The organism is Nocardioides sp. URHA0020 (assembly GCF_000620705.1).
In the GTDB taxonomy this organism is placed as follows: domain Bacteria; phylum Actinomycetota; class Actinomycetes; order Propionibacteriales; family Nocardioidaceae; genus Nocardioides.
Window position 1 is genome coordinate 175533 of record NZ_JIAR01000025.1, and the last position, 15097, is coordinate 190629.

The 15097-nt window shown below is 72.7% G+C and carries 14 protein-coding genes; 7 read left to right on the plus strand and 7 right to left on the minus strand.

Annotated features, from left to right (window positions below; translation table 11 throughout):
- The first annotated feature begins 7 nt into the window (after positions 1–7).
- The 3 genes from N542_RS0101130 to N542_RS26260 are packed head-to-tail and all read left to right on the plus strand — an operon-like array spanning position 8 to position 2384.
- The gene (locus N542_RS0101130; RefSeq protein WP_155992807.1) at positions 8–463 is read left to right on the plus strand and encodes a hypothetical protein; all 456 of its coding nucleotides are present in this window, start codon (positions 8–10) and stop codon (positions 461–463) included.
- Positions 460–1689: an NRAMP family divalent metal transporter gene (locus tag N542_RS0101135; protein WP_028642362.1), complete on the plus strand. Its 1230-nt coding sequence runs from the start codon at positions 460–462 to the stop codon at positions 1687–1689. Before N542_RS0101130 ends, N542_RS0101135 begins: the two co-directional genes overlap by 4 nt.
- Positions 1686–2384 (plus strand): hypothetical protein, encoded by a 699-nt coding sequence (locus tag N542_RS26260; protein ID WP_051551266.1) that lies wholly within the window; start codon positions 1686–1688, stop codon positions 2382–2384. Before N542_RS0101135 ends, N542_RS26260 begins: the two co-directional genes overlap by 4 nt.
- Positions 2385–2429: 45 nt before the next feature.
- Here the strand turns inward: N542_RS26260 and N542_RS0101145 are convergent, their stop codons facing one another.
- On the minus strand, positions 2430–3398 hold the full coding sequence (locus N542_RS0101145; protein ID WP_036505917.1) for a UDP-glucuronic acid decarboxylase family protein: 969 nt from the start codon (positions 3396–3398) through the stop codon (positions 2430–2432).
- Between the two features lie 84 nt (positions 3399–3482).
- Between N542_RS0101145 and N542_RS22825 the strand changes: the two genes are divergently transcribed.
- Positions 3483–5408: a SpoIIE family protein phosphatase gene (locus tag N542_RS22825; protein WP_051551267.1), complete on the plus strand. Its 1926-nt coding sequence runs from the start codon at positions 3483–3485 to the stop codon at positions 5406–5408.
- Here the strand turns inward: N542_RS22825 and N542_RS0101155 are convergent.
- Positions 5384–6700 carry an ANTAR domain-containing protein gene (locus N542_RS0101155; protein ID WP_051551268.1) on the minus strand — a complete coding sequence of 439 codons (1317 nt, stop codon included), beginning with the start codon at positions 6698–6700 and terminating at the stop codon, positions 5384–5386. The two genes, N542_RS22825 and N542_RS0101155, sit on opposite strands and share 25 nt — an antisense overlap.
- A gap of 108 nt (positions 6701–6808) precedes the next feature.
- Here N542_RS0101155 and N542_RS22835 point away from each other — a divergent pair, with 108 nt between their 5' ends.
- The 3 genes from N542_RS22835 to N542_RS0101175 all read left to right on the plus strand — a co-directional run bounded on the left by N542_RS22835 (position 6809) and on the right by N542_RS0101175 (position 10648).
- Positions 6809–7828, plus strand: a complete 1020-nt coding sequence (locus N542_RS22835) for a chemotaxis protein CheB (protein ID WP_036505921.1) — start codon at positions 6809–6811, stop codon at positions 7826–7828.
- Positions 7828–9702, plus strand: coding sequence for a CheR family methyltransferase (locus N542_RS0101170; RefSeq protein WP_155992808.1), 1875 nt, complete (start codon positions 7828–7830; stop codon positions 9700–9702). The genes N542_RS22835 and N542_RS0101170 overlap by 1 nt, the downstream gene beginning before the upstream one ends.
- 130 nt (positions 9703–9832) lie before the next feature.
- Positions 9833–10648, plus strand: a complete 816-nt coding sequence (locus tag N542_RS0101175; protein WP_051551269.1) for a sigma-70 family RNA polymerase sigma factor — start codon at positions 9833–9835, stop codon at positions 10646–10648.
- Positions 10649–10698: 50 nt separating this feature from the next.
- On the opposite strand, the gene N542_RS0101180 is transcribed toward N542_RS0101175, so the two are convergent.
- The 5 genes from N542_RS0101180 to N542_RS0101200 are packed head-to-tail and all read right to left on the minus strand — an operon-like array spanning position 10699 to position 15095.
- Positions 10699–11478: an SDR family oxidoreductase gene (locus tag N542_RS0101180; protein ID WP_051551270.1), complete on the minus strand. Its 780-nt coding sequence runs from the start codon at positions 11476–11478 to the stop codon at positions 10699–10701.
- 1 nt (position 11479) lies between these two features.
- The gene (locus tag N542_RS0101185; RefSeq protein WP_197025819.1) at positions 11480–11914 is read right to left on the minus strand and encodes a ChaB family protein; all 435 of its coding nucleotides are present in this window, start codon (positions 11912–11914) and stop codon (positions 11480–11482) included.
- Between the two features lie 48 nt (positions 11915–11962).
- On the minus strand, positions 11963–12799 hold the full coding sequence (locus N542_RS0101190) for a glycosyltransferase family 2 protein (RefSeq protein ID WP_028642369.1): 837 nt from the start codon (positions 12797–12799) through the stop codon (positions 11963–11965).
- Entirely contained in the window at positions 12796–13773 is a 978-nt protein-coding gene (locus N542_RS0101195; protein ID WP_028642370.1) for a glycosyltransferase, read from the minus strand. The genes N542_RS0101190 and N542_RS0101195 overlap by 4 nt, the downstream gene beginning before the upstream one ends.
- Positions 13773–15095 carry a UDP-glucose dehydrogenase family protein gene (locus tag N542_RS0101200; RefSeq protein WP_036505923.1) on the minus strand — a complete coding sequence of 441 codons (1323 nt, stop codon included), beginning with the start codon at positions 15093–15095 and terminating at the stop codon, positions 13773–13775. Before N542_RS0101200 ends, N542_RS0101195 begins: the two co-directional genes overlap by 1 nt.
- Positions 15096–15097 lie beyond the last annotated feature (2 nt).

A 15097-nucleotide genomic window follows, 5' to 3' on the forward strand; every position in this document is an offset into this window, starting at 1 on the left:
CTCACGTGTGAGGCGCAGTACGTGCGTGGTGCGGATGGCGACCGGCGTGGCGGTCCTCGCGGCCGCCGTCGCCGGCTGCGCGCCCCGGGCCCCGGACGACTCGTCGTGGGTGGACCAGGCGCACCTGGCCCTCGAGGACACCTCGAGCCAGGTCGCCACGGTGAGCCTGCTGCTCCGCCTCGCGACCGAGGACAAGGTGCTCGGCAAGTACCAGCAGGTCGTGGCCCAGGACAGCGAGACGGCGGTCGGGGCCACGCTCCAGCACTTCGGCGGCGAGCAGCCGCCGCCGCAGGACGACGCGACGTACGCCGAGGTGACGGGCGTCCTCACCGACGCGTCCGACCTGCTGTCGCAGGTGCGGATCGCCGTCGTCCGCAGGGCGACCTCGGACTACCCGGCGCTGCTGACCGAGCTGGAGTCCGTCGGGCGTGACCTGACCGCCACGGCCGAGGGGCTCCCGTGAGCAGGCTCTTCGCCGTCGCACTGGGCGTCCTGACCGCGATCGGCGGCTTCGTCGACATCGGTGACCTCGTGACCAACGCCCAGGTCGGTGCCCGCTTCGGCTTCTCGCTCGTCTGGGCGACCGCGATCGGCGTGGTGGGCATCTGCGTCTTCGCCGAGATGTCCGGTCGGGTGGCGGCGGTGAGTGGTCGGGCCACCTTCGACCTGGTCCGGGAGCGGCTGGGACCGCGGGTCGGCATGCTCAACCTGGTCTCCTCGATGCTGATCACCTTCTTGACCTTCGTCGCCGAGATCGGTGGCGTCGCCCTGGCCCTGCAGCTGGTCGCGTCGGTGCACCTGCTGCTGATCGTCCCGCTGGTCGGCCTCCTCGTCTGGCTTCTCCTGTGGCGCGCACGGTTCAGCGCCATCGAGAACGTCCTCGGCCTCCTCGGGCTGGCCCTGGTGGTCTTCGCGGTCGCCCTGTGGCAGCTGGCCCCCGACTGGTCGTCCGTGGCGCACCAGGCCGTCACCCTCGACAAGCCTGCCGACGAGGACTGGCGGACCTTCGCCTACTACGCCGTCGCGCTCTTCGGCGCGGCGATGACGCCGTACGAGGTCTTCTTCTTCTCCTCCGGCGGCGTCGAGGAGGGATGGACCACCGAGGACATCGCCACGATGCGGGCCAACGTGCTGGTCGGCTTCCCGCTCGGCGGCCTGCTCTCGGTCGCGATCGTCGGCTGCTCCTGGCTGGTGCTCGGCCCCCTCGAGATCGGCGTCGACAGCCTCGGCCAGGTCGCCCTGCCGGTGGCGGCAGCCCTTGGCAAGGTGGGGCTCGCGGTGGCCATCGTCGGCTTCGTCGCCGCCACGTTCGGCGCCGCCTGCGAGACGGGGCTGAGCGTCGGCTACAGCGTGGGGCAGTACTTCGGGGCCCAGTGGGGCAAGTACGTGCGAGCCCGGGAGGCCGCCGTGTTCCATGTCGTGCTGCTGCTGGCCACCCTCGCGGCGACCGCGTTCCTGATGACCCAGGTGGACCCCATCCTGGTCACCGAGGTCTCGGTCGTGTTCTCCGCGGCCGCCCTTCCCCTGACCTACTTCCCGATCCTGGTGGTCGCCAACGACCCCGACTACATGGGCGAGCACGTCAACGGCCGACTGGCCAACGCCCTGGGCACGTTCTTCCTCCTCGTCATCGCCGTGGCGGCGACCGCGGCGATCCCCCTGATGATCTGGACGAGGATGGGCCAGTGAGCGACCCGGAGACCGGCGAGGAGCGGCTCGAGAACCGGCTCGAGGCCACCATCGACGGAGCGCTGCACCTGCTGGACCGCCAGCTCCTCGACCGCGAGGGGCGGATGCTGGGCAAGGTCGACGACGTCGAGCTCACCCAGCGGGGCGACGACCTGGTGATCACGGGCGTGCTCACCGGTCCGGCGGCGCTCGCGCAGCGGCTGGGCGGGCGGCTCGGCGGGGCGATGACCCGCACCTGGGGGCAGCTGCGAGTCTCCGAGCCCGACCGCACCCGGCCCTGGCGCATCGACGTCGAGGACATCGACCGCCTCGACAGCGCTCTGCACCTCGCCGTGCGGCGCGAGGGCGTGCTCCGGCGCGACCGTGACGCCCTGCGGCTCGGGACCCTGACCGGCATGGACGTGCTCGGCCCGGACGGCACGCGGATCGGACGCGTGCTCGACGCCCGCTTCCAGGCGGACCACCACGGGCGGCTGGTGCTCGTCTCCCTCATCGTCGGCCACGGGCGCCCGGGGTCCTTGCTGGGCTACGACCGACGAGGAGACATCGGTCCGCGGCTCGTGCGGGTGGTCGTGCGACGCCTGCACCGGCACACCGTGATCGCCGGTGCGGCCGACGCCGAGATCTCGTGGGAGGCCCGGACCGTCCGGCTGCGGTCGGTCCCCGACCGTCGTCCCGACCACGCCCTGCGCTGACCGTCTCCTCCGGGTCGATGAGCGGCGACGTACGCGGCAGCGACGTCAGGCGGGCTGACGGTCCAGGTCGGCGCCCAGCCGCTCGCGGACCCAGTCGACGGTCGCGCTCAGCCCCTGCTCCAGCGGCATCCGTGGCGCCCAGCCGAGGAGGCCCATCGCCTCGGTGATGTCGGGGCACCGCAGGCGCGGGTCGTCCTGGGGCAGCGGCACGAAGTCGATGGAGGACGTCGAGCCGACGAGGCGTCGGATGGTGGTGGCCAGCTCGAGCACCGTGGTCTCGTCCTCGGCGCCGATGTTGACCGGTCCTGACGAGGACGACGCCGCGAGCCGCACCAGACCGTCGACCGTGTCCTCCACCCAGCACAGGGAGCGGGTCTGGGTGCCGTCTCCGGCGACCGTCAGCGGCTGGCCCGCCAACGCCTGCTGGACGAACGCGGGCACCACGCGCCCGTCGTCCAGGGCCATCCGCGGACCGTAGGTGTTGAAGATGCGGGCGATCGTCGTGTCCACGCCCCGGCATCGGCGGTACGCCGCCGTCGTCGCCTCAGCGAACCGCTTCGCCTCGTCGTAGACGCTGCGTGGTCCGATCGGGTTGACGTTGCCCCAGTAGGACTCGTGCTGCGGGTGCTCGAGGGGGTCGCCGTACACCTCGGACGTCGACGCGAGCAGGAACCGCGCGCCGGTGCGCTCCGCCAGGTCGAGCACGTTGGTCGTGCCGACGCTCCCGGTGCGCAGGGTCTCGAGCGGCAGGCGCAGGTAGTGCACCGGTGAGGCGACCGAGGCGAGGTGGAAGACCACGTCGACGGGTCCGTCGAGGGCGATCGGGTCGCACACGTCCGCCTCGACGAAGGTGAACCCGGGCTGCGACTCGAGCTCGGCGACGTTGGCGCGCGCACCGGTGACCAGGGAGTCGAGGCAGACGACGTCGGCCCCGTCGGCAAGCAACCGTCGACACAGCCAGGAGCCCAGGAACCCGGCTCCACCCGTCACCACCACCCGCACTCCGGCTCGCATGGATCGGCGGTATCCCGGCAACCGGCGGCCATGCGCCACCCGGTCACCAGCGTAGGGTGCCGCACAGGCAGGGAGGAGGCCGCGGTGAGCACCGAGGAGCTCCAGCCGCTCGCCGACGCCGGTGGGCCGGAGGGACACGCGTACGACGCCGCGCCGGTGGCGTTGGCCACGGTCACGGGGCCGTCGCACCTGCTCGCCACCTGCAACGCGGCCTACCGGGCCCTGGTCGGGCAGCCGGCCGGCGCCGAGGGCACGATGCTCGAGGACCGGTGGCCGGACCCGGAGGCCCAGGAGCTGGTCGAGCTCCTGGACCATGTCCGGCGGACCGCTGAGCCCGAGCGGGTCGGCGAGTGGTGCGCCTTCCTCGCCCCGGGGGACGCGGCGCCGAGCGAGGTCTACCTCGACGTGACGGCGACGCCGTACCTCGCAGCTGACGGCACCGTCACCGGGGTGCACCTGGCCCTGGTCGACGCGACGGAGCGGGTCTGGGCACGCCGCCGGGCCGTGCGCCGAGGCATCGACCCCACGCGGTCCGACCTCGACCTGATCGTCAGGCTGCAGAGCGAGCTGCTGCCGGTCGCCCTCCCCGTGCTCGGGGGTCTCGACGTCTCCGCCACCTACCTGCTCGCCCCCGACGAGAGCCGGTGTGGCGGGGACTGGTTCGACTGCATCGTCCGGGCCGACGGCTCGGTGGCCCTCGTGGTCGGCGACGTGGTCGGCGGAGGCCTCTCGGCTGCGGCCGTGATGAGCCAGCTGCGCGCCGTCCTGGCGGACCACCTGCTGGCGGGCAGCCCGGTGGCGGAGGCCGTCAGGAGGGCGGACCTCTCCGCCGCCACGCGCATGGAGTCTCGGGCCGCGACCGTGTGCGTCGTCGTCCTCGACCCGCGGTCCGGAGACCTCGAGTACTGCACCGCGGGGCACCCACCGCCCCTGGTGAGGTCGGCCGACGGCGACGCGCGCTACCTCGCCCACACCGGGTCGGGCCCGCTGGGCGTCGGGGCCCCTCCGCACGTCCGATCGGACCGCCTGGGTCTCGGCGACGTCCTCGTGATGTACAGCGACGGGCTCCTGGCGCGCCCCGGCCAGTCGCATCCCACCAGCTCCGAGGAGCTCCTCGGGGCGGTTCGCGGCGCGTTGGCGGACCGCTCCTCAGGGGCCGGACCGACGCAGCGGGCGTCGGCGGCCGCGACCTCGGCCGCGGTCGATCGCGTGCGCGTCACGGGCTACGTCGACGACATCGTGCTGCTCGTCGCCGAGCGGACCGCACCGCCCGCTCCCCTCATGGTCCGTGGCGAGGCACACCCCGATGCGGTGGCCTCGGTGCGCGAGGCCCTGGCGCGCTGGCTGGCCCCGCTCGAGGCGGACGTCGTGGACGTGACCGCCGTGCAGCACGCCGTCGGCGAGCTGGTCACCAACGCGGTCGAGCACTCCGGAGCCGAGGGGCCGGGTGCCGTGAGCGTCAGCGCCTCCCTGGAGCACGACGGCGACCTCGTGTGCGCCGTCACCGACAACGGTCGATGGCTGGTCCCCGGCGCCACGTCGTTGGGTCGCGGCCACGGTCTGGCCATGGTGCGCGGGCTGGTCGACCGGCTCGAGCTCTCGAGCGGGGACGCCGGCACCACCGCGGTGCTGCACCACCGGTTGCACCGCACCGCCCACCTGCTCGCCGCGACGACCGTGCCGGCCGCGTCGGACGACGCCGACGCCACAGCGGAGCGCCGGGCGTTCGCGGTCGAGGTCGTGGGCGACCGCGCGCGGGTCGGCGGGCCGCTCGACCTGAGCAGTGCGGACGAGCTCCGGATCCTGCTCCGGCGAGCGGCGGGCCGCGCGAGCGCCGGGCTCGTCGTCGACCTGTCGGGGGTCACCCACCTCGGCAGCGCCGGCGTCCAGGTGCTCCAGGAGCTGCTCGCCGCCGACGATCGGGTCGCGCTGACGGCCTCGACCGGTACGCCGGCCCAGCACGTGCTCGACGTGGCCCGGCTCCCCTACGAGCCGGCTCCGCCGACCTGATCCGAGCGCCGGCTGCGGGTGGCCGAGCGCTGGTCCACGATCTGGCGGGCCAGGTCGCGCAGCTTGACGTGCTGGGTGCTGCTCAGCTCCACCAGGTGCTGGAAGGCCTCCTCGGCGGTGCACCCGCGATCGGCCATGATCATGCCCTTCGCCTGGTCGATGGTGGCTCGCGACGACAGTGCCCGCTCCATGTCCGTCGCGGTGAGCTCGAGCTCCTCGCGGACCGACAGCTCGTAGAGCACGGCCGCCACCCCCGCCGCCAGCAGCTCCGCGGTCTCCACCAGGCGCCCGTCCGGTGGGTCGCCGACGTCGCCGTACACGTTGACGGCGCCGACGAGCTCACCGCCGATGAGCATCGGGGCTGCGATCACCCCGCCGACCGCCACCGTGCGCGGGTCCGCGGCGAAGCGGGGCCAGCGGTCGTCGGTGCGCAGGTCGGTGGAGACGATGGTCCGCCGCCGCTCGAAGGCCGTGATGCACGGCCCCTCGCCCAGGCTGATCTGGGCGCCGTCTGCCGCCTGGGCCAGCTGCCCGGAGGAGGAGACGGCCGTCGGCGCGTTCGGAGGTCCGTAGTTGAGGCTGACCGTCACGCGATCGCCCAGGGCGGCCTGGCACACCGTCGTGGCCCGGCGCAGGATCTCGACGACCTCGACGGCGCCCACCGGCAGGCTCGCCAGCTGCACGAGGGCGGACGGCAGCTCGATGTCGGTCGTCATCGCTGCCTGTCCCCCACTGGAGGCCAGGAAGATCCAGGTGATGTCCCGTCCGTCGGCCGTGCCCAGCGTCGCGCTCGCCTCCACGGTGAGCAGGCGACCCTCGCGCCCGTTCACGGTGATCATCCGGCGGATCCGGTGCCCGTCGGCCAGTCCCGGCAGCTGGCGACGCAGCTCGGCGCGATCCTCCAGGGCCACGAAACCCATCAGCGGCTTGCGCACCAGCCGCGCCAGGTCGATGCCGAGCAGCCCCGCCGCCGCAGCGTTGGCCGAGCGCACCATGCCGGACATGTCGGTGATCACGACCGGGACCGGCAGCATCTCCAGCATCCGCTGGTGCTGCCACCGCAGCTGCTGCTGGCTCTCGGCCAGGCGACGGATCTCCTCCTGCTGGGTGTGCACCTCCTCGTCGGCCACGCGGAGCTCCTCGTACGCCGTCTCGAGCTCGGCGAGCACCGTCTCGGCCTCCGGTGAGTCCCCGACGACCGAGCGGAGCGCGGCGAGCCGGTGCGGCAGAGCCGGCACCGCCGCCGGGAAGCCCGCGACGCCCGCGCCCGGATGCTGCTCCGGTGAGTTCATGCCAGACTCCTCACGAGACGTGTCCGTCGCACCGGACGAGGGTACTGATACCTCAGCCATCGGCGGTCCCACCCTACGACCGCGCCCGTCCTCATTGAAAGTTGATCCATGGACCCAGTGCCGAACGGTGCCAAGGTCGTCGTCATCGGCGCCTCCGCCGGCGGTGTGGAGGCGCTGCGCACCCTCGTCGCCGACCTGCCCGCCGACTTCCCGGCCTGCATCCTGGTGACGCTGCACGTGCCGAGCACCGGGATGAGCGCCCTACCCGCCATCCTGAGCCGGACCGGCGTGCTGCCGGCCGAGCACGCCGTGGAAGGCAGCCCGCTCACCCCCGGCCGGATCCTCGTCGCCCCGCCCGACCACCACCTCATCGTGCTGCGCGACTCGGTCACCCTCTCCCACGGCCCGCGGGAGAACGGACATCGACCGGCCGTCGACGTGCTCTTCCGCTCCGCCGCCCGGTCCCACGACGGCGACGTGATCGCGGTCGTCCTCTCCGGCGCGCTCGACGACGGCGCTGCCGGGATGGTCGCCGTCACCCGACGCGGGGGCACCGGCATCGTCCAGGACTTCGACGACGCCCTCCACGACAGCATGCCTCGCGCCGCCCAGCTCGCCGCCGGGGTGGAGCTCGTCGTCCCGGCGAAGGAGCTGTCCGCCCTGCTCGCGGAGTTGCTCCGTCGACCCTCGTCCCATCAGCAGGCGGAGCCCGAGCGGCTCCTCGACATGGAGACAGCCTTGGCCGATCTCGATCCCACCGCCATCCACGACCACGACCGACCGGGCACCCCGTCGGGGTTCGGGTGCCCGGACTGCCATGGCGCTCTCTTCGAGATCACCGAGGGTGATCTGGTCCGCTACCGGTGCCGGGTGGGACACGCCTGGTCACCGGAGAGCCTGCTGGCCCAGCAGGGCCTGGCCCTCGAGGGGGCGCTGTGGATGGCGCTGCGGGGACTGGAGGAGAAGGCCGCCCTCAACCAGGACCTCGGCGACCGGGCCGAGACGTCCGGCCACCCGTTGACGGCCGGTCGGTTCCACAGCAGTGCAGCGGAGACGTTGGAGGCCGCCGAGCTGGTCCGGGCCCTGATCGACGACATCGGCAGCCTGAACGACGGCGGCACGCCCTGATGTCCGAGGGCACCGAGCCCGACCTGGCCGAACGCGCGGCGGACCCCGCCTTCGAGAGTCTCCTCGCCTACCTGCACGAGGAGCGGGGCTTCGACTTCACCGGCTACAAGCGCGCGAGCCTGATGCGCCGGGTCGAGAGGAGGATGGCCGCGGCCGGCATCGAGACGTTCGATGCGTACCACGACCACCTGGTGGTCCACCCTGCCGAGTTCCAGGCCCTCTTCGACACGGTGCTGATCAACGTCACCAGCTTCTTCCGCGACGTGGACTCGTGGGACTACCTCCAGCACAGCCTGCTGCCCGACAGCGTCCTCAGCACTGATCAACCGGTCCGGTGCTGGGTCGCCGGGTGCGCCTCGGGCGAGGAGGCCTACACCCTGGCCATCGTGCTCGCCGAGGTGCTGGGCATCGACGCCTTCCGTCAGCGGGTGAAGATCTATGCCACCGACGTGGACGAGGACGCCCTGGCCCACGCCCGGGCCGCGACGTACTCGGCCAAGGACCTCCAGCACGTGCCGTCGGCGCTCCGGGAGACCTACTTCGAACCGGGCGGCGGTCGGTTCATCGTCCGCAAGGAGCTGCGCCGTGCGGTCATCTTCGGCCGCAACGACCTCGTCAAGGACGCACCGATCTCCCACGTCGACGTGCTCACCTGCCGCAACACGCTCATGTACTTCAACGCCGAGACCCAGGCCCAGATCCTCAACCGGCTGCACTTCGCGCTGCGACCGGACGGCTACCTCTTCCTGGGGAAGGCGGAGATGCTGCTGAGCCACTCCTCGTACTTCCGCCCGATCGAGCTGCGGCGCCGGTTCTTCAAGAAGATCGCCTCCGCACCCCGTGACCGTCGGCCGCTGGCGACCTCGGCCCCGACGGCGTTCGTCAAGGACAGCACGTTCGACCACGGCCGTCTCGCCCACTCCGCCCTGATGTCCTCGGCGGCCGCCCAGATCGTGCTGGACCCCGACGGGCGCCTGGCCTTCGCCAACAACCGCGCGATGCACCTGTGCGGCCTGGTCCAGCGCGACGTGGGGCGGCCGATCCAGGACCTGGAGATCTCGTACCGCCCCATCGAGCTGCGCGCCCAGATCGACGAGGCCGTGCAGGCCAGGCGGCCGACCTGGTTGCGCGACGTCGAGTGGGTGCGCGCGGCGGGCGAGAAGATCCATCTCGACATCCAGTTCGTGCCGCTCCTCGACGAGCTCAGCGCTCTCGAGGGCGTGACCGTGATCTTCAACGACGTCACCCAGTACCGCCAGCTGCAGAACGACCTGCTGTACGCCAACCGGCAGCTGGAGACGGCGTACGAGGAGCTGCAGAGCACCGTCGAGGAGCTCGAGACCACCAACGAGGAGCTCCAGAGCACCGTCGAGGAGCTCGAGACCACCAACGAGGAGCTCCAGAGCACCAACGAGGAGCTCGAGACGATGAACGAGGAGCTCCAGGCGATGAACGACGAGCTCAACGGCAGCAACCAGGCGCTCCGCGAGCACCAGGACGAGGTCGACCGGCTCAACGCCTTCATGGTCTCGGTGCTCGAGAGCATGGAGTCCGGCGTCGCCGTGGTGAACACCGATCTCCAGATCATGGCCTGGAACGCGCGAGCCGCGGAGCTCTGGGGAGTCCGCACGGACGAGGCGGTCGGCGACCACCTCTTCAACCTCGACATCGGTCTGCCGCTCGAGCCGATCCGCCGGGCGCTGCGCGCGACGCTCTCGGACGACGCCTCGGCCCCCGACTACACCGACCTGGAGGCGGTGAACCGCCGCGGGCGACGGGTGCGGGTGCGCGTCACCCTGACGCCCATCCGGGGCCGGGAGGGCGGCGACCCGGCCGCGATGCTGATGATGGACGTCATCGAACCGGCGACCTGAGCCGCCGTCTTTTTCACCCGGAAGGGTGGCTAGAGCGGGTCGGTGGCTGGGTAGACGGAGAGTGTCGCGCCGCACGATGCGACATGGTTCCGCTGAGATCACGGCGGAGACCCGTCCCGGGAACAGTCTCATGACCCAGACCGAGCTGACCGCGCACCACGACCGCAAGCAGCATGACCAGGATGAGCGCAGAGCTGCGCGCATCGAGCACACCCAGCGGCTCCTCGCCGAGGCGGCCGTCGCCGAGCCGGAGGAACGGGAGCGCCTCCTCGCGGAGGTGGTCCTCGCCAACCGGTGCGTGGCCGAGTCCGTGGCCAGGCGCTACCGCAACCGCGGCGTCGACGACGAGGACCTCCGCCAGGTCGCCTACGAGGGCCTGGTGCGAGCCGTCTCCCGCTACGACCCCAGCCGGGCCGACGACCTGCGGACCTACGCCGTCCCGGTGATCCGCGGCGGCGTCCAGCGGCACTTCCGTGACCACTGCTGGGACGTCCGGCCGCCCCGTCGCATCCAGGTGCTCCAGGGGCAGCTGAACCGCACCATCGACCGGCTCCGCTCGGAGCTGGGGCACGAGCCGACCCGCGACGAGATCTGTCGGGAGCTCGACATCACCCCGGAGGAGCTCAGCGACACCGAGGCGGCCTTCGGCAGCTTCACCGCCGGGTCCATCGACCGGGCGGTCGCGAGCGGGTCCTCGCTCACGCTCGCCGACGTGCTCGCCGACGACGACGCCGACCCGCCGGCAGCCGAGGCCCGGGTGATCCTGGCACCGGTGGTGCGCAAGCTCAGCGAGCGCGACCGCCGGATCCTCTACCTGCGGTTCTTCGAGGACCGGACCCAGCAGGAGATCGGCGACGAGATCGGCGTCACCCAGATGCAGGTGTCGCGTCTGCTGAGCCGGATCACCAGCCAGCTGCGGCAGTCGCTGGGAGAGCCCACGCCCTGACGGACCGGTCGCCGTGCGCCCGCATCCCGGGCGCACGGCGACCGCCCGCGTCAGCGCGGGTAGTACTCGTTGCGCAGCGTGACGACCAGGCTCTGCAGCACCACCTCGGGAGGCAGCGTCACGGCCGAGCGCACCAGCCCCGCCACGATGGCCGGGTCCATCATCCGCTCCTGCGGCAGCGACCACTGGTCCATCATCGGGGTGTTCATCGCGGCCGGGTCGATGATGCTCACCCGCGCCGGCCAGGAGTGCTCGCGCGACTCGGTCTGCAGCACCTCGGCGAGCTTGTGCATCGCCGCCTTCGAGGAGTTGTAGGCCCCCGCACCGGCACCCACGGTCAACGCGCTGATCGAGACGATGCACACGATGTCCCCGGTCCGCTCCGAGTGGTGGCTGCGCAGGTGGCGCACAAAGGCTCGGCTGAGGTACATCGGCCCGTGCACGTTGACCCCGAAGACCCGGTGCCAGCGGTCGTCCTGGACATCGACGAGGTCGTCGCCACTGTCGGTGCCCGCGTTGTTGACCAGGCAGTCGAAGCGCTCGCCGTAGGTCAGCGAGGCACGTTGGACCACCTCGTCGACGGCGGCGGAGTCGGTGACGTCCAGCACCACGACCTCCGCACCGCCCCGACCGCCCTCCTCGACGAGAGCGACCGTGGACTTGGCGCCCTCCACGTCGATGTCCGCCACGAGCACGTGCGCTCCCCCGTCGGCGAGTGCCACGCTGATGGCCCGTCCCAGCCCGCTGCCGGCGCCGGTGACCAGGGCGACGCTGTCGCTCAGGTCCCGGGCGGGGCGTCCGACGGTCGTCGTCTGCTCGGAGGTGGTCATCTCAGTCCTTCCCCGACCGGCTCGCGCGGGTCTCCCTGGCGTTGGCCTTCTGGATCGCGTCGACCAGCTCGTCCTTGGTCATCCGGGAGCGGCCCGAGATGTCGAGCCGCTTCGCGATGTCGGCCAGGTGGCTCTTCGATGCGTTGGCGTCGACGCCCCCCGCGGTCTCGCCGCCCCGGCGGGCCGGACCTCCCGACCTCGCCGCCTGCTTGTCGGAGGGCCCCTTGCCGTCCTTGGGCTCCCAGTGGTCGCCCACCTTCTCGAAGCTGTGCTTGAGGGCGGCGTACGCCGTGCGATGGGCGCGCTCGCCCTCGCCGTACTCCTCCACGGCTGCGTCGTGCGCCTCGATCCAGGTCCGCCGCGCCTTCGCGGGCGACCGCTCGAGGGTGGAGGGAAGTTCCTTCTCGCCGGGCATGAGTGCTCCCTTCTCCGGCATGCCACATGGGTCGGTCCGGTACCCCCGCGACCCCCGGGCATGCCGCCGTCAGCCGAGCAGGCGCAGCTGGCTCTCGACCGGTGGCGGCACGACCTCGCGGTGGCCCAGGGCGCGGGCCATCCTGGGGACCGCGAGGGCGACGCCACGTCGGCTGGCCGGGTCACCGCAGGCCAGCGACCACGCGGTGCCGGCGACCACCGGCCACGGTCGGCGCATCAAGGCGGTCAGCAGGTGGTTGCGGGCCAGGCGGGTCTGGCGCGCCAGCGCCCCCTCGCGCGACGGCGACGGGTGGTGGTGCGCGACCACCTCCTCGGTGTAGGCGAGGTCCCACCCGTCCGTGGCGAGGTCCATCGCGAGGCGCTCCTCCTCGCCGGCGAACTCGACGACCGGGTCGAAGCCGCCGGCCGCGAGGAAGGCCTCCCGACGCACGACGCTGCCGCACGCCACGAACCCGAGGACGCGCGGACCCGGGCACGGCCGGCCGTCACCCGCGAGCAGCGGCGAGCTCGCCATCTCGGTGCAGACCGGGTCGGGCCACTCGTCGGGACCGACCAGGATGTGCGCGGCGAGCAGACCGAGCCGGGGATGGGCGTCGAGGAGGTCGGCCGCGCGGTCGAGGCTGCCCGGCGCCCACCAGGAGTCGTCGTCCGCGAACGCGACGTACGGCGTCGTCGCTGCCCGGACGCCGACGTTGCGCGCCACGGCGCCGAGGTTGGTCCGCAGCTCGATGACGGCCACGTGCGGGAAGGCGGTCCGGACGCGCGAGGGCGTGCCGTCGTCGGAGCCGTTGTCGAGCAGGATGACCGGCTCGGTGTGGAGAGACAGCGTGACCTCGAGGTCCGTCCAGCGGTTGCGCGTCGCAATGACGGTGGTGACCCGGCTCACCGGGCGACCACCGTCTCGAGCAGGCGGTCCCAGTCGGCGAGGAAGCGCTTGAGCCCGTAGTGCTCGAGGGCGTGCTGCCGTGCCGCTCGACCCGCCGCAGCCGCCAGCGGCTCGTCCGCCAGGAAGCGGGCGACGGCGTCGACCAGCTCCGTGCGGCGCGTCGTCACGACCCCGGCCTGCGGCGGGACGGCCATCGGGACCTCGGTGGCGCCGAGAGCCACCACCGGCATGCCCAGGTGCATCGCCTCCAGCAGCGACAGGCCGAGCGAGGTCCAGCGCGACGTGTGCACGTAGACCCGGCGCCGCGCGAGCTCGTCGTGCATCCGGTCCTGCGGCAGGTCCTCGTGGACGGCGAGCCCCGGTGGGACGTCGGCGAGGGACGCCGGCAGCAGGTCGACCCGCATGCCGAAAACGTCGACACCACCGGCGGCGCAGAGGTCGGGCAGCAGGTCGGTGCCGACCGACCTGCCTCGGCGTACCGGGTCGTTGACCACCACGGCGGAGCGGGCCAGCTCACCGGTCCACCGGTGCCCGGGGTCGACGATGCCGTGGTCGATCACGACCGTCCGGGCGCCGTCGCAGTCCCAGAACAGCTCGTTGAACCCGGTCACGTGGGCGATGGGGATGCGGTCCTGCCCGGCCAGCGGGTGGCGGGTGTCGGGCACATCGGGCCGGCCGTGCAGCGGGGTGTTGTGCTCGACGTACACCGCCGGGACGTCGACCCCGGGGCGGCGGCCGAGCCACCGCTCGACGAGCTCGAGCTCGTGCGGGCGCTGGAGCACGACGACGTCGACGGCGACGTCGCGGAGCTCCTCCACCGGGACCTCGCGTGCGGTGGCCGGCCAGTCCCACGTCCGGGCGCGGCCGAGACCGTCGCCGTCACGGTCGGGCGTCACCGGCAGGAGGTACTCGTGGCCGCCCTGCACGAACGAGGTGGTCCAGGAGCCGTGCACGTGCCAGAGGAGGATGCGCATCAGGCCGCCCCCCTCGTCCCTCGCCCCAGGGCGTGGAAGTCCCAGTCCGCGGCGCGCCACTTGTCCCCGTCGAGGACGAGCCGGCCGTCGACGACGACGCGCCTCGCCGCGATCCGCCCCAGGTCGACGGGGTCGAGGGCGGCGAACTCCGACCACTCCGTGAGCACGAGCACGAGCTCGGCGCCGCGCACGGCGTCGTGGGCCGTCGCGCAGACCTCCAGCTCCGGATGGGTGCGCCGGACGTTGTCCCCCGCCTGGGGATCGTGCACGACGACCTGGGCGCCGCGACACCGCAGGGCACTGGCCACCGCGAGGGCGGGCGAGTCGCGTACGTCGTCCGACCCGGCCTTGAAGGCGCCGCCCAGCACCGCGACCCGGGGGCCCGCCGTGAGGTCGACCAGGGCACCGGCGAGCTCGACGGTCCGCGTGCGCTGACGCGTGTTGACGTCGTCGACGGACGCCAGCAGCTGCGAGGACTCGACCACCCCGAGCTCGCGTGCCCGCGCGACGAAGGCACGGGTGTCCTTGGGCAGGCAGCCGCCGCCGTACCCGAGACCGGGGCTGAGGAAGTCGGACCCGATGCGGGGGTCGGCGCCGAGGATGGCCGTGAGGTCGCTGACGTCGGCGTCGGAGGCCTCGCAGACCTCGGCCAGGAGGTTGACCAGGGAGATGCGGGCGGCGAGCATCGCGTTGGCCGACACCTTCGCGAGCTCGGCGGTGGCGGGGTCGGTGCGGAACACCGGGGCGCCGCGGCGGACGAGGTCGGCGTACACCTCGCGCAGGAGCTGGTTGTCGAGGTCGGAGTCGACGCCGAAGACGAGCCGGTCGGGCTCCAGCGAGTCGCGGACGGCCCGACCCTCGCGGAGGAACTCGGGGTTCCACGCCACGCCGACCCCCGTCCCGGCGGGCGCCAGGCGCTGCAGCCGCCCCCGCAGATCCGCAGCCGTGCCGACCGGGACCGTCGACTTGCCGACCACCAGGCACGGCTTGTCGAGCCGGGGGGCCAGGGCCTCGACCACGGCGTGCAGCACGGAGAGGTCCGCGCCGTCGCCGTCCGCGACCTGGGGCGTCCCCACGCAGAGGAAGTGCACGTCCGCGTCGACCACCTCGTCGAGGTCGTCGGTGAAGCGCAGCCGGCCCGAGTCCACCCCGGAGCGCAGCAGCTCGTCGAGTCCGGGCTCGTGGAAGGGCGCCCTGCCGTGGCGGAGCAGCTCGAGGCGCAGCGGGTCGGTGTCGACCCCGATGACCGTGTGGCCGCCGGCCGCGAGACAGGCCGCGTGGGTGGCTCCGAGGTAGCCCGTGCCGAGAACCGAGATCTGCATGA

What these genes read in the sequence shown, in the direction of transcription:
- N542_RS0101145 (WP_036505917.1), bottom strand. Translation starts at nt 3,398, where the DNA reads ATGCGAGCCGGAGTGCGGGTGGTGGTGACGGGTGGAGCCGGGTTCCTG.
- N542_RS22835 (WP_036505921.1), top strand. Translation starts at nt 6,809, where the DNA reads ATGGACCCAGTGCCGAACGGTGCCAAGGTCGTCGTCATCGGCGCCTCC.
- N542_RS0101170 (WP_155992808.1), top strand. Translation starts at nt 7,828, where the DNA reads ATGTCCGAGGGCACCGAGCCCGACCTGGCCGAACGCGCGGCGGACCCC.
- N542_RS0101180 (WP_051551270.1), bottom strand. Translation starts at nt 11,478, where the DNA reads ATGACCACCTCCGAGCAGACGACGACCGTCGGACGCCCCGCCCGGGAC.
- N542_RS0101185 (WP_197025819.1), bottom strand. Translation starts at nt 11,914, where the DNA reads ATGCCGGAGAAGGGAGCACTCATGCCCGGCGAGAAGGAACTTCCCTCC.
- N542_RS0101175 (WP_051551269.1), top strand. Translation starts at nt 9,833, where the DNA reads ATGACCCAGACCGAGCTGACCGCGCACCACGACCGCAAGCAGCATGAC.
- N542_RS0101200 (WP_036505923.1), bottom strand. Translation starts at nt 15,095, where the DNA reads ATGCAGATCTCGGTTCTCGGCACGGGCTACCTCGGAGCCACCCACGCG.
- N542_RS0101155 (WP_051551268.1), bottom strand. Translation starts at nt 6,700, where the DNA reads ATGAACTCACCGGAGCAGCATCCGGGCGCGGGCGTCGCGGGCTTCCCG.
- N542_RS0101195 (WP_028642370.1), bottom strand. Translation starts at nt 13,773, where the DNA reads ATGCGCATCCTCCTCTGGCACGTGCACGGCTCCTGGACCACCTCGTTC.